The organism is Pseudomonas sp. Irchel 3H3 (genome assembly GCF_900187635.1).
GTDB lineage: Bacteria > Pseudomonadota > Gammaproteobacteria > Pseudomonadales > Pseudomonadaceae > Aquipseudomonas.
The window spans coordinates 34,337-51,259 of the sequence record NZ_FYEC01000028.1 but is presented as its reverse complement, the minus strand read 5'-3'; the positions used below and the strand labels follow the sequence as shown (position 1 = coordinate 51,259).

Genomic DNA, 16,923 nt, shown 5'->3' with positions numbered 1-16,923 from the left:
GTAGAAATTTTGTCGAAAGTACGTCAGCGAAGGGTGAGACGCCGATATTTCGGGCCAATGGCCTGTCAATTATTTTCCGCCGATTCGTATCGATGGCAAGGCAAATAATGTTTTTGCCATTGCGGGACCGGCCCCGGGGTTACTTCGGCCGGGAGTTGAGCACGGTCCGGCCGTCGGCGTTGTGCGTCAGGTACACCGGCAACACCTTGGGCAGCGAAGGCACCAGGCTGTGTAGCTGGCTGATGTTGTAGACCCCGCCGATGCGGATCATCCCGGTGTCAGTGTCGGCCAGCAGCACCGGCTCCTGCAGGTAACGATTGATCAGTGGCAGGGCTTCGTTGAGCGTCAGGTTGTCGAGCACCAGGCGGCCATCGCGCCAACTGAGGGACGTGTCGTTGGCGTAGGTCTGATTGATCTGCGGTTGGTAGTCGCCGCCCTTGTAGCGCGCCTGCATGCCAGGACCCAGGCGAAAGCCATCGCCGCGCTGGGCATCATTGCTGGTCACCAGGACCGAGCCTTCGAGCAAGGTCACCCGGACCTGGTCCTGGTATTTCCAGACGTTGAACTGGGTGCCAGTGACGCGAATCTGGCCGTCTGCCGCCTTGACCACGAACGGGTGGCTGGCGTCATGGCTGACTCGAAAGAAGGCTTCGCCCTGTTTCAGGGTGACCCGGCGCTGGTCCTTGTAATTGCTGTAGGTCAGCACCGTGCCCAGGTTCAGTTCAACCTGGCTGCCGTCGCTCAACGTCACCTGGCGCAGTGCACCTTGGGCCTCGAAGCGCTCGTAGGAGTCTGGCAACCAACCCAGCTGCCAGCCACTGAATGCGGCCAGCGGCAAGGCCAGGGCACAGACTGCCGCCGCCATTGCCAGCCGCTGCCAGCCTGGGCGGACCACAGGGCTGGGAGCGACGGCCAAGTGTCCCGGGCGGGGCAGATGGTCACTGACCTCCCAGATCTCCAGCATCGCCTCATACTCCAACGCATGCAGGGGATGGGCGTCGCGCCATTGCACAAATGCCTGGCGCTCGGCTGCGCTGCAGTCCTGGGCATGCAACCGCATGCACCAATGCGCTGCGGCGTCAGTGACGGCGTCGTCGTCTGCTGGAGTGAGTGGGGTTTGGCTCATTGATGCTTCCTGGTTTCGCGCATTCTAACCTTCACCACCAGCCGGCGAGAACAGCCGTCATGGCGATTGAGCATCAATGAGCGGCTTTTTCGTCAATTTACGGGACTGGGTCCAGGCGCCGGCCCATTTCACATACCAGGCGTGCCACCGAATCGGCATTGCGCAGGATGGTGTCGATGCGTCGATCGGCTGAGTCCGGGTTGAAGAAGGCAATACGCGCCTCACGCATATTATTGGTGCCGGTGGCGGACCTGACCGCCGCGCGCAATAGGCTAGCTTCCGGGGCGTCGTCAAAACTTTCCCATTCACTTTCTGCGTCGTTCCAGTAGGCGAACAGTTCCTCCGCCGGCGTGCGCAGGGACAGCGCGTTACGCTGGAACTCCTCATGTGCGGCCTTGAGCAGGCGGTGAGCGTGGGTGAGGGTCGAGACCAGGTCGCTGAAGGGTCTGCGGGCTTCCAGGGTGGCGAAGTCATAGGTATTGGAAAACAGGTGCGAAAACTCGTGGATGAGGGTCGCGGCCTGGGCGTGGGCGGTAATATCGAACGCTTCGGTCAAGGCCCCCTCATACATGTCCAGTTGCTGGTTGAAGAAGTGCTCGGTGAAATGCACCGCGCGCTGCGCGTCCTCACTGACCACAAAAGCGATCACACCCTCCGAGGGATTCAGGTTGGAGCCAACCACAAATCGATTGTGGTTGAGTTGGTCCAGGCTCGGATCCACCAGGGCTTTGCACAGGGGCACAATTGCCTCTTTGATTTTGCGCAGCAGGTTTTCATCGACGCTGTCGACGTCAAACATTTCCTTGAAGAAGACCTCCAGGCGTGCCCCGCGCTGGGTGCTCTTGAGCTGGGCCAGGTTGTGCAGGCTGTTGAAGGCGTAGAACCGAGCAAGGTCGAGTGCTTGCACGATCTGCCTGGCTTTTTCCGGGAACAGTTGGCGGATCGATTCCATGCCCCGGGCCTCGATATTGATGAGCCTGCGTACCTGGTGCCGGGTTACCAGTTTGCTGTGCAGTTTCGACAGCGCCTTGCCGTAGTGAACGCTATGCACATCAGGATCCAGCAACCATTGGCTACCCCGGTTCTGTACATAGGGCCCCTGGCGCTGGCTCTCGATGATGCGCGGTGCGATGGCTTTCTTGCTGATTTGATAGACCTTGCCTTCCACCGGGGCATAGTGCTTCCCGACAGCCAAGGGGTAGCTGCCATCGGCAGCGCGCTTGCCGGAGAGGGTCATCTGCGTGGCTTCGAACGGCTGCAGCCGGGTCCGCACGGGCGCGCAAAGGTCGATGGCCTTGGTCTCGCGGCGCACCCCTTCGGGGACATGCAACAACTTGCCGAGCCTCACCAGTTGCGCAACACCGTTGATAAAACTCGGCAGCACGCTCCTCCAGTGATGATCCTGCAAGGCCTCGGCCGACTCCTTGAAGGATGTGTAGCTTTGCCAGAGCGCTATGGGAATCGCCAGTTTGCCCGGCAAAAAACTACCGCCGTATTTCAAACCCTTGGCGAACAGAGCCTTGAGCGCGTCCCAATCGGCCAGCGCGCTACGTTCGCCCTGACTGCCCAGCAGGTGTGACAGCAGAACGCTGTTGTCGCTGAACAAGCGATGCAGCAGGTTGCCCTGGATCGGCTGGCAGGCGAGCTGGATATCGCTGTCGGGGCCGCTAGCCAGCAGGTTCTGGTAGGTCGCCTTGTGCGGGTCGGGTAAGCGGCGCAGCAGCAAATCCTGCAGCGGCCCCGGGTGGTTGATCGCAGCCACCACGCTGGCAGCGTTTTCAAACTCGCTCAAGCCCAGGTGTTTGTCATAGGGCGCATAGAGAATCTGCGGCCCGCTCTCGGGTTCGCCGATCAGGTACAACCCCAACGCCTTGACGGCAGAGGCACCTTCGGTAGCGATCAGTTCAAGGGGCCGGACGATCGCCTTGGCCTCGCTGACGCTGGCGCGCGCCAATGCATCCGGCATGTCCAACACTTGCTCGACCAGGGTCAAGCCTTGCTCGGAGAGTGCACCCTGCAGGTTCAGTGCGTGGGCGTGCAGCAGCAATTGCCAGGGTAACTGCCGGACGAAACATTGCTGGCGCTTGAGGACCGCGCTGGTGTTGCCGCTCAGGTGTTGGTTCAGTCGTTCACGGTAGGCGGTCTTGATGTCCAGTTGTAGCAACAGCTTCCTGATTTCACTGGCAGTTACCTGCGCGGGGAGCGCCAGGGCACTGCCCGAAGTGATCGCGAAACCGGCGTCATGCAGCACATGGGTGGGGTTGAGTGCGAATTCACTCAGGGTCTGTACCGGGCCGGTCAAGGCCAGTGTAGGCGTCACCTGCAACTGATCGGGGTCAAGCTCGACTCCAGGGAATCGCGCACCAAGCAGTTGCTTGAGGCGCTCGCAGACGTAGGCTGAAAAGGGTTGCAGGTCATCCAGGTAATCGCTTCCGGGGTCAAGGCTGAGACGAAATTGCTCCAGCAATTCGGCATGCTGCTGCAGTTGTCCGAGAGAGGCAGCGCCGAGCCAAGCGGGTAATGAGCCACGGGTGATGATTGCCTGGGCAATCTGCATGGCATGTTCGAGATTGAGCGGCGTGGGCGACAATTTATGCCGTACGAAATCCGCGCGTACGCTGGCATCCGACAGTCCGAGTGCGCGGGTATGCCGGCGTGCGGCGATGAAGTGGTTGATCGCCGATTGCTGACGCTCCTGCAGTACATGGCCTTCAATCAGGCGCAATGGTCCCAGGGTGTAGTGACGATGAGGGCGGTAGAGGTCACGCGTCAGGTTTTCAAGCAGCCCCTGGCGCGCACCTTCATCGAGCAAGCGCTGGCCCAGTTCGAGCTGGGCGTGGGTGATGGAAGCGAAGGCCTCCAGCCCTTGTGCCGGCGTCCAGAGGATGGCCCGTCCCGAGTGTGATGGGTCCATGCCACCCCGTTCGGTCAGCAGCAAACAATTGGCCAGCGGCATCAGGTCAGGCTCGCCCGTGCAGTGCAGGGTCAACGACCAGGCGTCGGGCCGGAAGCCGCGTAATGCGTGGCGTTGTCGTCTGGTTGCGGCATCGGGATTGAGCGCAGTGTCGACGATGGCCTTGTCGTACGCACTGAACGTACTGAGCAGTTGGCGCAGAGCGGCTTCGCCGCGAATACCGACCGCCAGGGCGTGGCCGAGGTCGGGCTTGAGACCTTCGAGGAAGGTTTGCTGGAGTGCCAGGTTGTCCGCGGGGAACGTGGCGAATTTTGCAGTCAGGGAGTCGAGTACGCTGCGCAGGGACTTGAGGTGCAGCTTGACCCTGTCCGTCACCACGATGGAGGGGTGATATTCACCGCTGATCAACGACCGCAGACTCCAGCGCTGCTGATCCGCCGACTCCAGCAACGCGCTGTCGAGCATGACGCGCACATCCAGTGAATGATCGAACAATGCCGGCAGGTCGATCGCCCCTTCGCTGTTGCGAAATACATCCAATGCGTAGCTGATGCTCTGCTGTTGCTTGCTGATGATGTCCGCCACCAGGCGCTGGAACAGGCTGCCGAACAGCGGTTCGCCAGACACTTGGGGCTGCTCCAGGCGCAGCAGCAGGTTGCGCTCCGGCAGGCTCAACAGGCTGTAGACCTGATCTTCATGCCCGCTGTGGGTGACCATGCGTTGCACGGTCTGTTTCAACTCGGCGTAGTTGCCCAGCACTTGCAGGCCCAGGGGCTGGCTATACAGGTAGGCATTGCTGCGGTTGCTCAGCATCAGTGTGCTGGCCGGTTCGACAAAATGCTCAGGGTGCTCCCACAGGCGCACGGTTTCTGCCTGTAACTGTTCGGCGTCGTAGTTGGTGGGGGTGTCCGCACGCTCGAGCAGCGCCACCAGGGCCTGATGCTGTTCGGGGTCAAGGATTGCATCCTGGCGCTTGCGCAGCAGGTCGAGGCGCGCCTTGTCACGCATGGCCTGGGCAAAAAAAACCTGGCGCGTACCGACGACCCCGGCGTCCGCTGCCCAATAGCTGCGTAATCGCTCGGCCAACATGGGCGCCAGCCCTTGGGCGATGGTCTTGACTGCTTTTTCCCAGGGGGCAGGGTCATCGGCAGTTGGCGCCAGGCGCGGATTGGCAAACTGCCGGCTAAGGCCCGCAGGCCATGCGCGCTGCAGGAAAAAATCAAGCAGAGCCTGGGTCAAGGGTTTGCTGTCGACCTTGCTTCGTTGACCTTCAGTGCCAAGCGCGAAGAAATCGACACGGCTTTGGCGTTGATCCAGGCCGGGGAGCGCGCTACCCAGTTCACGGTCGAGCAATTGTTCAAGCAAGTGGCTCAAGGTGGGCAATTGTTCAAGTTGTTCGCGCATCAGACTGAGGTTGTTGCCCTGGCTGGCCGCGAATTGTCGCGACTGGTGCTCGAACACCAGGTCGTCGATGACCGCATGGCTCAGGCTGACGCTGTTGTCGTCGGACCATGCTTCACGCCAGGCGATGGGCAGGAAGCGCAACAGTTCCAGCCGCTTGCCGGGGGCCTTGAGCGACTCTTGTAGTGCCTGAATCACGGCGCGAGGGTTGTCGAACTTCTGCAACCCACCGTAGGGCGTGTACAGCACCGCCTTATGGTCAACCGGGGTCGGGTGCAGCATGAAGCTGCCGGCCAGGGGCTGTGGCTCGCGGTCCTTGACCTTGAGCGCGATCGACTCGACGGTCATGGGGTTGGGCTGCGCCGCACGTATCGTGTGGCTGGCGAGTTCTACACTGCGCAACCAGGCCAGGTCCGCGAGGGTGAAATCCAGGGCCCGTAACCTTGGGCTGAGGACTTTGATGTCTTGCAGGGCTTCAGGGAAAAACAGCGGTAGGAGTTGGTCAGTCATGGTGTTGGTCTCGGTGTGACGCGACGATTTTCAGTCGCTGGGGGAAAGTCCAAGGCTAAGTTGGCCGAGACGGCGCAGGGCGGTAGATAGTTAGTGGGCTGCGGATCGCCTTTCGACGGTTGACAGCGGGCGCGTCAAGGGGTGTTTAATCAGCGCCTCAGGATCCCCCGCGCTGTTGCCCCCTCCAATAAAAAATCTGGAGCTTCAGATGTCTGTGTCACACGATCAAGCTGGCTCACATGCTGTGTCGTACCCAGCACTGGTGAATCTTCTGCAAGGGATTTTTCTGCGCCATGGCACCAGTCCCGAGGTCGCGGCGGTGCTGGCCAACAACTGTGCCGGGGCCGAGCGTGATGGCGCCCACAGCCATGGGGTGTTCCGCATTCCGGGATATGTCTCGACGCTTAAAAGCGGCTGGGTCAATGGCCAGGCGGTACCCGTGGTGGAAGATGTCGCCTCGGGGTTCGTGCGGGTCGATGCGCAAAACGGCTTCGCCCAGCCGGCTTTGGCTGCTGGCCGCGAATTACTGGTGGAGAAAGCCCGCAGCGCCGGGATCGCGGTCATGGCGATCCGCAATTCCCATCACTTTGCGGCGCTCTGGCCGGACGTCGAGCCCTTTGCCTATGAGGGGCTGGTTGCGCTCAGCGTGGTCAATAGCATGACCTGCGTGGTGCCCCATGGCGCCGACCGCCCACTGTTTGGCACCAACCCGATTGCGTTTGCCGCGCCACGGGCGGATGCCGAGCCGATCGTCTTCGACCTGGCCACCAGCGCCATCGCCCACGGCGATGTGCAGATCGCTGCACGCAAGGGCGAGCGCTTGCCGCCGGGCATGGGGGTGGACAGCCTGGGCCAGCCGACTACCGACCCGAAAGCGATCCTCGAGGGCGGTGCGTTGTTACCGTTTGGCGGGCACAAGGGATCGGCGCTGTCGATGATGGTCGAGTTGCTGGCGGCGGCGTTGACGGGGGGCAATTTTTCGTTCGAGTTCGACTGGTCCAACCACCCTGGCGCCAAAACCCCATGGACCGGGCAGTTGCTGATCGTCATCGACCCGAGCAAGGCAGCGGGGCAGAGCTTTGCCGAGAGAAGCCAGGAGTTGGTGCGGCAGATGCATGCAGTCGGTTTGCACCGACTGCCGGGTGACCGCCGCCATCGCGAGCGGCGTAAAGCTGAGTCGGCCGGCATAGTGCTGGACGATGAAACCCTGGCGCAGTTGCGCAGCCTGGCAGAGGACTGACCTGCCGATGTGTAGGCGCCGGCTTGCCGGCGAGGGGCGGCAACGCTGAGGTGCAGGCCTGGATGGACGCGTCGTTCTTGAGTGCTTCGCGAGCAAGCCGCAAGCGGGCACTCGCGCCTACAAGTCCTGCGTCCACCAGACCCCAGTCACTGCAACCACCCAACGATGCTCCTACACCGACAGTCAGCGGTCTCTTGCGGGACTCAACGGCGCCCCAACAACAACCCCACCACCAGGCCAAACCCGGCGGAGATCGCCACAGTTTGCCAAGGATGCCCGCCGATGTAGGTTTCAGTGGCCTCGACCACCGGTTGGGTGCGTTCACGCACGCTGGTGACCGAGTCGCGAGCCTGCTGCAGTTTCAGGGCAATTTGCCCGCGCAGGGTCTCGGCTTCCTCGCCGACCAGGGCGGCGCTGCTTTTCAGGAGCTTTTCCGACTCTTCGATCAGCGCTTGCAGCTCACTGAACGCCTGATCCTTGATTTGCTCTTCGTGAGCCTGGGCGGCAGTTTTTCGGGCCATCGGGTAACTCCTTGCAGGGTAAAGGGACAGTGAACAATGGAGTGTAGGCGGCAGGTAAAAGTTGCAGATTTTTTCTGCGATGGCCCTTGGTCCGGGTAAATCCGTCGCCGGAGATTTCCACCTACAGTGTAAGATGTCGCCTATTTTATGCAGCAGGTAACTCCCATGAGCTTCAATCTGGCCGACAAGCCCCTTGCCGAGCGCGCCGCGCTTGAAGATGAAAAGTCCCGTCTGTTCGACCTCTGGCAGAGCAACCTGGGCAAATCCAAGGGTGAAGCGGCCCGTCTGTTCGGTGAGCGCTCCAAGCGCAAAGGCAAATGGGCCGAATGGGTCCGCGCGGAGCTGGACGCCATGTCGCCGCCGGAATACGCCAACATGGTGCGCAGCGAAGTCAATCGCCTGATGGCGGCCAAGTAAACGCTGCGGGTTGGCAGCGCGGTGTTCTCGGGTCCATCGCGAGCACGCCGCAAGCGGGCACTCGCTCCTACAGGCGCTGCCACTGCTCGCGGGTGATTTCCCAGGTTTCTGTGGCGTAGCGACCGCCGACGAAGTTGCCTTCATCGACCCGGATCAGGCGCATGCCGCTGCGTTCCGAGAGTCGGCGTGACGCCAGGTTGGGCGAGGCCTTGGGCACTCGCATCAGCTCGCGCCCGAGGTCCTGGAACCAGTAGCGAGTGACCTCGGCCGAAGCTTCGGCCATCAGCCCCTGGCCCTGCCACGCAGTGCCCAGCCAGAAACCACGGTTATTGTCCTGTTCATCCATCAGGCTGATGTTGCCGATCAGTTGCTCGGGGGCCGACTTCAAGCGAATCGACCAATGCCATTCCTCGCCTCGGGCAATCGCCGGCAGGGCGATGTCACGCAGGTAGACCAGGGCACCGTCCGGTGGGTACGGCCAGGGCACCAGGGCATTGAGGTAGCGCACCACGTCCCAGTGGGCGAACTGCTGCTGGATGGCCGGGGCATCGGCGAGTTCCAGCGGCTTGAGAATCAAACGCTTGGTATACAGCGTGGGGTATGGGGCCATGTAGCAATCCACCTCCTTGGTATGATCGGCGCGCGATGTCAGCGGGCACCGGCAGTTGGGCCGGCCAGGCTCAATTGGCCGCTGTCGACAAAACGCTGGGTGCCGAACAGGCCGCCCGCCAATTTTCCGCGCAGCACGTAGGGCAGGTTGTCCAGGGACTGGGTCTGGCTCAGCCCCAGGGTCTGGCGCATCACCGAGAACGCCGAAATGCTCACCGGCACACTGATCAGCGCCTCGCTGAAGCGGGGGATCGAGCCTTGCTGGTCACTGACGCCGCTAGCCAGTGGTTGGCCGTTGACCTCAAGGTTGAGGGCCACGCCGTTGTAGTCGATCGGATTGTCGTTGGGGTTCTGCAGGCGGATCTTGACCGCAAATCTTACCTCCAGGCCTTGGCTTGGCAGCGGCTCGAGGCCGACCACGTTGACGTTCAACGGGTCGCGATCGGGAAACAGCGCGCAGCCACTCAGGCTGAGCAGCAACAGGGCAAGGCCGGCAACGATGAATCGGCGCATAGAGGGGCTCTCATCAACAAGGGTCGAACCGCCAGCGGCTCGACCCACCAGCGGGTTAGCGCTTCAAGGATGCGACCGCCGCGGGCTTGAGCGGTTCACCCGGGTGGCTGACATCGGGGTTTTCCATGACCTGGAGAATCGAGGCCTCGGGGTCGAAGTCGTCTTCTTCCAGCTCGATGAACTCCTCGGGCAAAAAGATATTCAGCACGATAGCGCACAACGCACCGACGGTGATCGGTGACTCGAAGATGTTGTGCAACGCCTTGGGCAACTCACGCAGCACTTCCGGCACTGCCGCGACACCCAGGCCCATGCCCAGGGAGATCGCCACGATCAGCATGTTGCGCCGGTGCAGCCCGGCCTCGGCGAGAATCTTGATCCCGGCCACGGCCACTGTGCCGAACATCACCAGTTCAGCGCCGCCCAGTACCGGCTTGGGCATCAGTTGCAACACCGCGCCAATCATCGGGAACAGCCCCAGCAACACCAACAGGCCGGCGATGAAAAACGCCACATAGCGGCTGGCGACGCCGGTCAGCTGGATCACCCCGTTGTTCTGGGCGAAGGTCACCATCGGCATGCTGTTGAATACCGCGGCCATCGCCGAGTTGAGACCGTCGGCCAATAGCCCGGACTTGATCCGGCGGATGTACAGCGGGCCCTTGACCGGTTGTTGCGAGATCATCGAGTTGGCTGTCAGGTCTCCCGCGGCCTCCAGGGGCGAGACCAGGAAAATCACCGCGATCGGAATGAACGCCACCCAGTCGAAATTAAACCCGTACTTGAATGGCACCGGCACGCTCATCAGGGGCACGGCGGTCATGTTGGCGAAGTCGACGTCGCCCATCAACCAGGCGACCAGGTAACCCAGGGTCAGGCCGATGACGATGGCCCCCAGGCGCAGGAATGGCACGTCGACCCGGTTCAGTACCACGATAGTGCCCAGCACCAGGGCGGCCAGCAGTAAATGGTGGGCGCCACCCAGGTCAGTCGCGCCAAAGCCGCCGGCGATGTCGGTCATGGCGACCTTGATCAGCGACAGGCCCATCAGGGTGATGATGGTGCCGGTGACGACCGGGGTGATCAGCATGCGCAGCTTGCCGATGAACTGGCTCAGCACCACCTCGATGAACGCGGCAAAAAAACACACGCCGAAAATCGTCGAGAGGATTTCATCGGTGCCGCCACCCCGCGCCTTGACCATGAAGCCGGCGCTGAGGATCACGCTGATAAACGAGAAGCTGGTGCCTTGCAGGCACAGCAGGCCGGAACCGACCGGGCCGAATCGGCGTGCCTGGACAAAAGTGCCGAGGCCGGAAACGAACAGCGCCATGCTGATCAGGTAGGGGATTTCGCTCTGCAGCCCCAGGGCGCTGCCCATGATCAGGGTCGGGGTAATGATCCCGACGAAACTCGCCAGTACGTGCTGCAGCGCGGCAAACACGGTCGCAGTGAAGTGTGGGCGGTCGTACAGGCCGTAGATCAGGTCGGAACGCAGGGCAGTTTTTGCGTGGTCAGATGAGGTCACGGGGAGAGTGCCATTAAGGCCAGGTCAGAAAATGGAGGCGCAGGATGCCAGAAAGGGGGGGCGGCCAGAAGTGCCAAGGCACTAAAGCGTTGAAGTTTGTGGGTATATCCGTTGGTGCGGTGATGGCTGATTAGGGTTCAGCCCTTACGGCCGGTCTCTACCTGGCATCTGGCGGATTATCCCTGAGGGCATGCGATACTCCGGTTTTTGCGCACTGACCCCAGGCAGCCATGACTTTCGATTCACCCCTCAGCGCTTATCAATCGGCCATCCGTCAGCAGGGCTTTGTTGTCGACGCTGCGCAGGAACGCGCAGTGTTGGCGTTGCAGGAGTGTCACCAGGCCCTGCATCAAGGTCAGGCGCCGATCACTGGGGTTTATCTGTGGGGGCCGGTGGGGCGGGGCAAGACCTGGTTGATGGATCAGTTCTACCAGACCCTGCGGGTTACGGCGCGCCGGCAGCATTTTCATCATTTCATGGCCTGGGTGCATCAGCGTTCGTTTCAACTGACCGGCACCGCCGACCCGCTGCGGGCGTTGGCCCGGGAGTTGAGCCGGGAGGTGCGGGTGCTGTGTTTTGACGAGCTGTTCGTCAATGATATTGGTGACGCGCTGATCCTCGGCCGGTTGTTTCAGGTGATGTTCGATGAAGGCGTGGTGTTGGTTTGCACTTCCAACCAGCCGCCCGAGCAGTTGTATGCGGATGGCTTCAACCGTGACCGTTTTGTGCCGGCGATTGCCGCGATCCAGGCGCATATGCAGGTGGTGGCGGTGGACGGCGGTGAGGATCACCGCTTGCATCCGGGGGTGAATCTGCAGCGCTATTGGGTCAGCGAAGCAGGTGAGCCCGGGGGGCTGAGTCAGGTCTTTGCCGAGCTGACCGCGGGCCAGCCGGTGTCCAGCGCGCCGGTGACTATCGGTTACCGTACGGTGGCGGTGGTCCAGGCCAGTGACAAGGTGCTCTGGTGCCGTTATGCCGACCTCTGCGAGCAACCGTTGGCCGCCATGGACTTCATGGCGCTGTGTGATCGCTTCAGCGCTATTTTGATCAGCGAAGTGCCTAATCTCAGTGCCCGGCAACGCCCTGGGCGGATTGCCCGCGGTACCGAAGATGGCAGTGCCCGTGTCGCTGCCGGTGATCGCGAGTTGCCGCAGCTGTCCGTCCACGATGACAGCGTGCGGCGCTTCATTGCCTTGGTCGATGAGTGCTACGACCGCAAGGTCCCGTTGTATCTGGAGGCGCAGGTGCCGATGGATCAGCTGTATACCGAGGGCTACCTGGAGTTTGCCTTTCGCCGCACCTTGAGCCGTTTGAAGGAGATGCAGTTGCGGCGGTTTGCCCAGGCCCAGGGCTGATGCCACTGTTGTCCGGGCGCGCGTCACAGGGTAATGTCGATTGCCCCGGGCGCTAGCCGCAGGGATGCCCGCTTATTGTTCGATCGAGGAAGGAAATGGAATCCGCAGACATCCTGGTACTCCAGGCCAGCTACAGCAACCCGACTCACGCCGAAGCCATAGGCGTGGTACTGGACCACTATGCGCAAGACCCGATGGGCAGTGGCGCACCGTTGCCCGCCGACGTATTGCAGCAATTACCCGGTGAATTGGCCAAGCGTCCCCATGCGTTCAGCGTCCTGGCTTTCGTCAATGGTGAGCCGGCCGGCTTGGTGAATTGTTTCGAAGGGTTTTCGACCTTTGCCTGTCGCCCGCTGGTCAACGTCCATGACGTTGCAGTGGTCGGCAAGTTTCGCGGTCTGGGGCTGAGTCAGAAGATGTTGCTCAAGGTCGAGGAGATTGCCCGTCAGCGTGGCTGCTGCAAGATCACCCTGGAAGTACTGGAAGGCAACGCCGTTGCACAGGCGGCGTATGACAAATTTGGCTTCGCCCCCGGCATGTTCGATCCGGACCACGGGCGGATGCTGTTCTGGACCAAGCCGCTGTAACGTGCAGGAGCGCCGGACGGCGCTCCTGCAGTACGTGAGGGTTAGAGCTTGTAGTCCAGGCTCAAGGTGACGGTGCGCGGGTCACCCCAGAACACGCCGTTGTAGAAGCCGACGTTGTCGTAGTACTTCTCGTCGAACAGGTTGTCGACGTTCAACGATGCGGTGAGGTGCTTGTCGAACTCGTAGCGCGACATCAGCTTGACCACCGAATAGCTGTTCTGGTTGATCCGGGTTTCCTTGGTCACGATGTCACCATCGGCGTCACGTCCAACGGGGCGGCTGGCGAATTCGTAGATATCGCTCTGCCAGTTCACTGCACCCCCCACCGTCAGCGCATTCCATTCACCCGGCAGGCGATACGCCGTCGAGATGCGCAGCATGTTCAATGGCTGGTTGGTGTTGTTGCGCTCACCTTCACCGTTTTTCGAATGGGTGTAGGTGTAGCCGGCCGTCATGTTCCAGCCCTGCATCACCTCGCCCGATACTTCAGCCTCGAAACCGTTGACCTTGTTGCCCTTGCCGCCGGACTTGTAGAAGTCTTCACCGGTGGTTGGGTCCGGTCGCACCGAGTCATCCAATTCAGCGACGTTGTCCTGTTTGCTCCAGAACACCGCCGTGGCGACGTTCAGGCGCTCATCGAGCAAGCTACCCTTGAGCCCCAGTTCGTAGTTCTGGCCGACAATCGGGTCCAGGTACTTACGGCTGGAATCACGCTCGGTCTGCGGCTTGAAGATGTCGGTGTAGCTGACATACGCCGTGTACTCAGGGGTAATGTCGTACAGCAAGCCGGCGTACGGGGTGAAGACGTCGTTTTGGGTCTGGCTGCTGTGATCGTTGCCGGTGCGCTGGTTCTGGTCGTTGAAGCTGTAGTAGTTGCTGTCGGTTTTCCAGCTGCCATAACGGCTGCCCAGGACCGCATGCCACTGCTCGGCCAGGCTCAGGCGGGTGGCCAGGTAACCGGCTTTTTGCTTGGTGCTGTCGTTTGAGCCTTCGATACCGGTGTCGGTGTCGCGGAACTTGGCGATGTTGCCCATGTACTTCCAGTCGGCAATGTTGTCGTAGCCCGCTGGCGTCGGTGCAGACACCAAGTACGGGTTGGACGCGCTGCGTTCGGCCTCGCCGTAGCCGATCATCAACTCGTGTTCGCGTCCGAGCAACTGATAGGGGCCGGCGAAGTTGAAGTCATAGACTTCCATCTTCTGCTCGCCCTTCATGTGGCTGCGGTAGGCGACCATGCCGCTGCGGTCGTCGTTGGGGTAACCGCCACCGCCGTAGTAGACCTTGCCGTCGGTGTCACTCTCACGGTAGGTATAGGCGCCCTTCATGTGCCAGCCATTGCCCAGGTTCTGGTCAAGGTTGGCGAAGGCGGTCTTGTCCTTCAGGGGCCAGGAGCTCCATTTGGTCGCCATGTTGGTCGAACGCGACAGGTTGGCCTTGTCGCCGTTGGATTTCCAGTACGGCACCGTGCCCCAGGACGTGCCCTGGACCTGTTTGTCCTGATAGTCGTAACCCACCGCCAGCACGGTGTCATCGGTGAGGTCCGCCTCGAGGATCCCGTAGCCGACTTCTCGTTGCAGTTGGTAGTGGTCACGGAACGATTTGCTGTCACGGTAGGCCAGCACGCTGCGGCCACGCAGGCGGCCGTCGAACGCCAGCGGGCCACCAACATCGACGTAGCTGTAGTAATCGTCATAGCTGCCGCCGCTGACGCCGGTCTTGGCTTCCCATTGAGCGGTCGGACGCTTGCGCACCATGTTGATGGTGGCCGAAGGGTCGCCCGCGCCGGTGGTCAGGCCGGTGGCGCCGCGGACCACTTCGATGCGGTCGTAGATGATGGTGTCCGAGTCGGACTTCATGCGCCCGAAGGTGTTGAGCATGCCATCGATCTGGAAGTTGTTGATCGAGTAGCCGCGCGAGGAATAGCTGACCCGGTCGGAGTCGTTGTGCTGGACCACCACGCCGGTGGTCTGGCTCATGGCCTCGGACAGGGTGGTGAGCTTGAAGTCGTCCATCTGCTGGCGAGTGACCACCGAGACCGACTGCGGGGTTTCCTTGATGGAAAGATTGAGCCGTGTCGCCGTACTCATTGCACCGGTGGTGTAGGAGTCGGTGTTTTCAGTGGTGGTACCCAGACCCACTGCATTGACGTTGGTGGTATCCAGCTCGAGCGCCTTGGCGGCAGGCTCCTGCTGTTTATCCGGCTTGGTGTCCGCATGGGCGGAAGGGCACAGGGCGAGACTGCACAGGCCCAGGGTCAAGGTCATGGAACGGGTAATAGGCGCGAACATCGCAGCCGACTCCTTGTCTTCGATGGAAAATTTCCGTTTGCTCAAAGACGAAGGTGAATCAGAAAATTTAGCTCAAATGCGAATAATTATTAATCTATTTTATTCGAGGGGCTTTCGCGAAGGCTCATGGCCAGCAAAAACGGGGGGCCGGAACCGGCCCCCGCAGGGTTCACTTATTGGGTAACGACGGCCGCGGTAGGCGCCTTGGGCTTCATCAGGCTGAAGTCGATCAGCGCTTTCTGCTCACGTTCGTAGGGGTTGCCAATCAACAGCGGGCGCGCCTTGAAGCTGTCGCTGACCAGGCTCTTGCTGTGGTCCAGTTCGTCGAAGCTCAAGCCGGCCAGGTCCGCCCAGGTGTGGATCAGGTGCGAACTGCTGTAGGGCCGCTGCAAGTCGCCGGCAAAATCCCAGGCGTGGTTTGCCCGCCATTTCGGCGAAGCCCAGGCCATGAACGGAATGGTGTACATGGGGGCAGTGGGTTTGGACTCGTTACGGCCCAGGGTGTTGTGACCCGCCGAGTCGAACACGTCTTCGCCGTGGTCGGAGAGGTACAGCAAGAAGCCGTTCGGATCGGTCTTGGCGTAGTCCTTGATCAGGCTCGAGACCACGAAGTCGTTGTAACGCACCGCGTTGTCGTAGCTGTTGTAGGTTGGCAACTGGTCGTCGCTGACCCCGGGCGGCACGCCCTGACGGTCCTTGAAGGTGTCGTAGGTCGCAGGATAGCGGTACTGGTAGCTCATGTGGGTGCCCAGCAGATGCACCACGATGAATTTACGCGGCGCACTGTCGGCCAGAGCCTTGGTGAAGGGCTCCAGCACGTCACCATCGTACTGGCGGGCGTTCTGGTTGCGATTGTTGTTCAGGTAGACCTGCTCATCCGCCTGCTCGGAGAACGTGGTAAGCATGGTGTTGCGCTTGGTCATGGTCTGCTGGTTGGTGATCCAGTAGGTCTTGTAGCCGGCCTGCTTCATCACGCTGACCAACGATGGGGTCTTGAGGTACAGGTCCGGGTTCTCTTCGTCGGCGAAGGTCAGTACCTGTTGCAGCGCTTCAATGGTGTAGGGGCGCGGGGTGATCACGTTGTCGAACACCGCCAGTTGGTCCTTGAGCTTGTCCAGCTCCGGCGTGGTTTGCCGAGGATAGCCGTACAGGCTCATGCGCTGGCGGTTGGTCGATTCACCGATCACCAGGACCAGGGTCGCGGGCTGGCCGGCCATCGAGTCCTTGAAGTTGTGCAGCGGTGGGACCTGGCTGGCGTTGTCGAGCATGCCTTGCATGCTGGCCAGGGTTTCGCCGTAGCGGCGATAGGCAACCAGCATCTGCCATGGCACTGCCGGTTCGATGCGGGTTTCGAATTTTTCGTAGCCGGCGGCCAGGCTGCCGGTGCGCGCGGTCTGCTTGACCAGCGGGTAGCCAATGACCGCGACCAGGATTGCCGTGGCTGCCAGCAAGGCCTTGCCGCGCGGCAGGTAAACCGGGCGCAGGCGGCTCCAGAGGAACAGGGCCACGGCGGTGTGCGCGAGGAATGCGGCCACCATCCACCAGGCAAAGTACTGCGTCATGTACTCGCCGGCTTCCGAGACGTTCGACTCGAACATGATGAAGATGACGCTCTGCGAGAACTCCTGCTGGTAGATGAAGAAGTAACCCAGGCTAGCCATCGAACAGGCCCAGAGCACCACGCCAATCACCGCCGCGAGCAGGCGCGTACGGGCCGGGAACAGCAGCATCGGCGCGAGCCAGATGGCGGACATCACGAAGGCCTGGCGAAAACCGGTGAACCCGGAGGTGCCGGTCAACAGGATCAATAGTTGGGTGATGCCGGAAAAATACCAGAAGAACAGGAACAGCCAGCCCAAGCCTGCCCAATCAAACCCTTTTGCAGGCGTACTGCTGCGTTTAAACATCGCCATT

General features: G+C 61.3%; 12 protein-coding genes. 4 read left to right on the top strand and 8 right to left on the bottom strand.

The window, feature by feature from the left end; all coding sequences use genetic code 11:
• Positions 1-139: 139 nt before the first annotated feature.
• Positions 140-1,126, bottom strand: coding sequence for a FecR family protein (locus tag CKW24_RS22995; protein ID WP_095170480.1), 987 nt, complete (start codon positions 1,124-1,126; stop codon positions 140-142).
• Positions 1,127-1,223: 97 nt separating this feature from the next.
• The gene (locus CKW24_RS22990) at positions 1,224-5,951 is read right to left on the bottom strand and encodes a dermonecrotic toxin domain-containing protein (RefSeq protein WP_095170478.1); all 4,728 of its coding nucleotides are present in this window, start codon (positions 5,949-5,951) and stop codon (positions 1,224-1,226) included.
• 208 nt (positions 5,952-6,159) lie between these two features.
• Between CKW24_RS22990 and CKW24_RS22985 the strand changes: the two genes are divergently transcribed.
• Positions 6,160-7,191 (top strand): Ldh family oxidoreductase, encoded by a 1,032-nt coding sequence (locus CKW24_RS22985; protein WP_095170476.1) that lies wholly within the window; start codon positions 6,160-6,162, stop codon positions 7,189-7,191.
• A gap of 203 nt (positions 7,192-7,394) precedes the next feature.
• On the opposite strand, the gene CKW24_RS22980 is transcribed toward CKW24_RS22985, so the two are convergent.
• Positions 7,395-7,712, bottom strand: a complete 318-nt coding sequence (locus tag CKW24_RS22980) for a YqjD family protein (protein WP_095170474.1) — start codon at positions 7,710-7,712, stop codon at positions 7,395-7,397.
• A gap of 165 nt (positions 7,713-7,877) precedes the next feature.
• On the opposite strand from CKW24_RS22980, the gene CKW24_RS22975 reads away from it, so the two are divergent.
• On the top strand, positions 7,878-8,129 hold the full coding sequence (locus tag CKW24_RS22975; RefSeq protein WP_095170472.1) for a hypothetical protein: 252 nt from the start codon (positions 7,878-7,880) through the stop codon (positions 8,127-8,129).
• Between the two features lie 67 nt (positions 8,130-8,196).
• Here CKW24_RS22975 and CKW24_RS22970 read toward each other — a convergent pair whose 3' ends face one another.
• Genes CKW24_RS22970 through CKW24_RS22960 form a run of 3 tightly spaced genes read right to left on the bottom strand, consistent with a single transcriptional unit; the run spans position 8,197 to position 10,779 of the window.
• Complete coding sequence (locus CKW24_RS22970) at positions 8,197-8,739, bottom strand: GNAT family N-acetyltransferase (protein ID WP_095170470.1); 543 nt, start codon at positions 8,737-8,739, stop codon at positions 8,197-8,199.
• Positions 8,740-8,777: 38 nt separating this feature from the next.
• Positions 8,778-9,251: an LEA type 2 family protein gene (locus CKW24_RS22965; protein WP_095170469.1), complete on the bottom strand. Its 474-nt coding sequence runs from the start codon at positions 9,249-9,251 to the stop codon at positions 8,778-8,780.
• Between the two features lie 55 nt (positions 9,252-9,306).
• Complete coding sequence (locus CKW24_RS22960) at positions 9,307-10,779, bottom strand: nucleobase:cation symporter-2 family protein (protein WP_095170467.1); 1,473 nt, start codon at positions 10,777-10,779, stop codon at positions 9,307-9,309.
• Between the two features lie 230 nt (positions 10,780-11,009).
• Between CKW24_RS22960 and zapE the strand changes: the two genes are divergently transcribed.
• Together zapE and CKW24_RS22950 are read left to right on the top strand one after the other, a co-directional pair.
• Positions 11,010-12,134 carry a cell division protein ZapE gene (zapE, locus tag CKW24_RS22955; RefSeq protein ID WP_095170465.1) on the top strand — a complete coding sequence of 375 codons (1,125 nt, stop codon included), beginning with the start codon at positions 11,010-11,012 and terminating at the stop codon, positions 12,132-12,134.
• Positions 12,135-12,229: 95 nt separating this feature from the next.
• Complete coding sequence (locus CKW24_RS22950; RefSeq protein ID WP_095170463.1) at positions 12,230-12,721, top strand: GNAT family N-acetyltransferase; 492 nt, start codon at positions 12,230-12,232, stop codon at positions 12,719-12,721.
• 41 nt (positions 12,722-12,762) lie between these two features.
• On the opposite strand, the gene CKW24_RS22945 is transcribed toward CKW24_RS22950, so the two are convergent.
• Positions 12,763-15,009 carry a TonB-dependent siderophore receptor gene (locus tag CKW24_RS22945; protein ID WP_095170461.1) on the bottom strand — a complete coding sequence of 749 codons (2,247 nt, stop codon included), beginning with the start codon at positions 15,007-15,009 and terminating at the stop codon, positions 12,763-12,765.
• 173 nt (positions 15,010-15,182) lie between these two features.
• On the bottom strand, positions 15,183-16,922 hold the full coding sequence (locus CKW24_RS22940; RefSeq protein ID WP_095170459.1) for a phosphoethanolamine transferase CptA: 1,740 nt from the start codon (positions 16,920-16,922) through the stop codon (positions 15,183-15,185).
• Position 16,923: the final 1 nt, after the last annotated feature.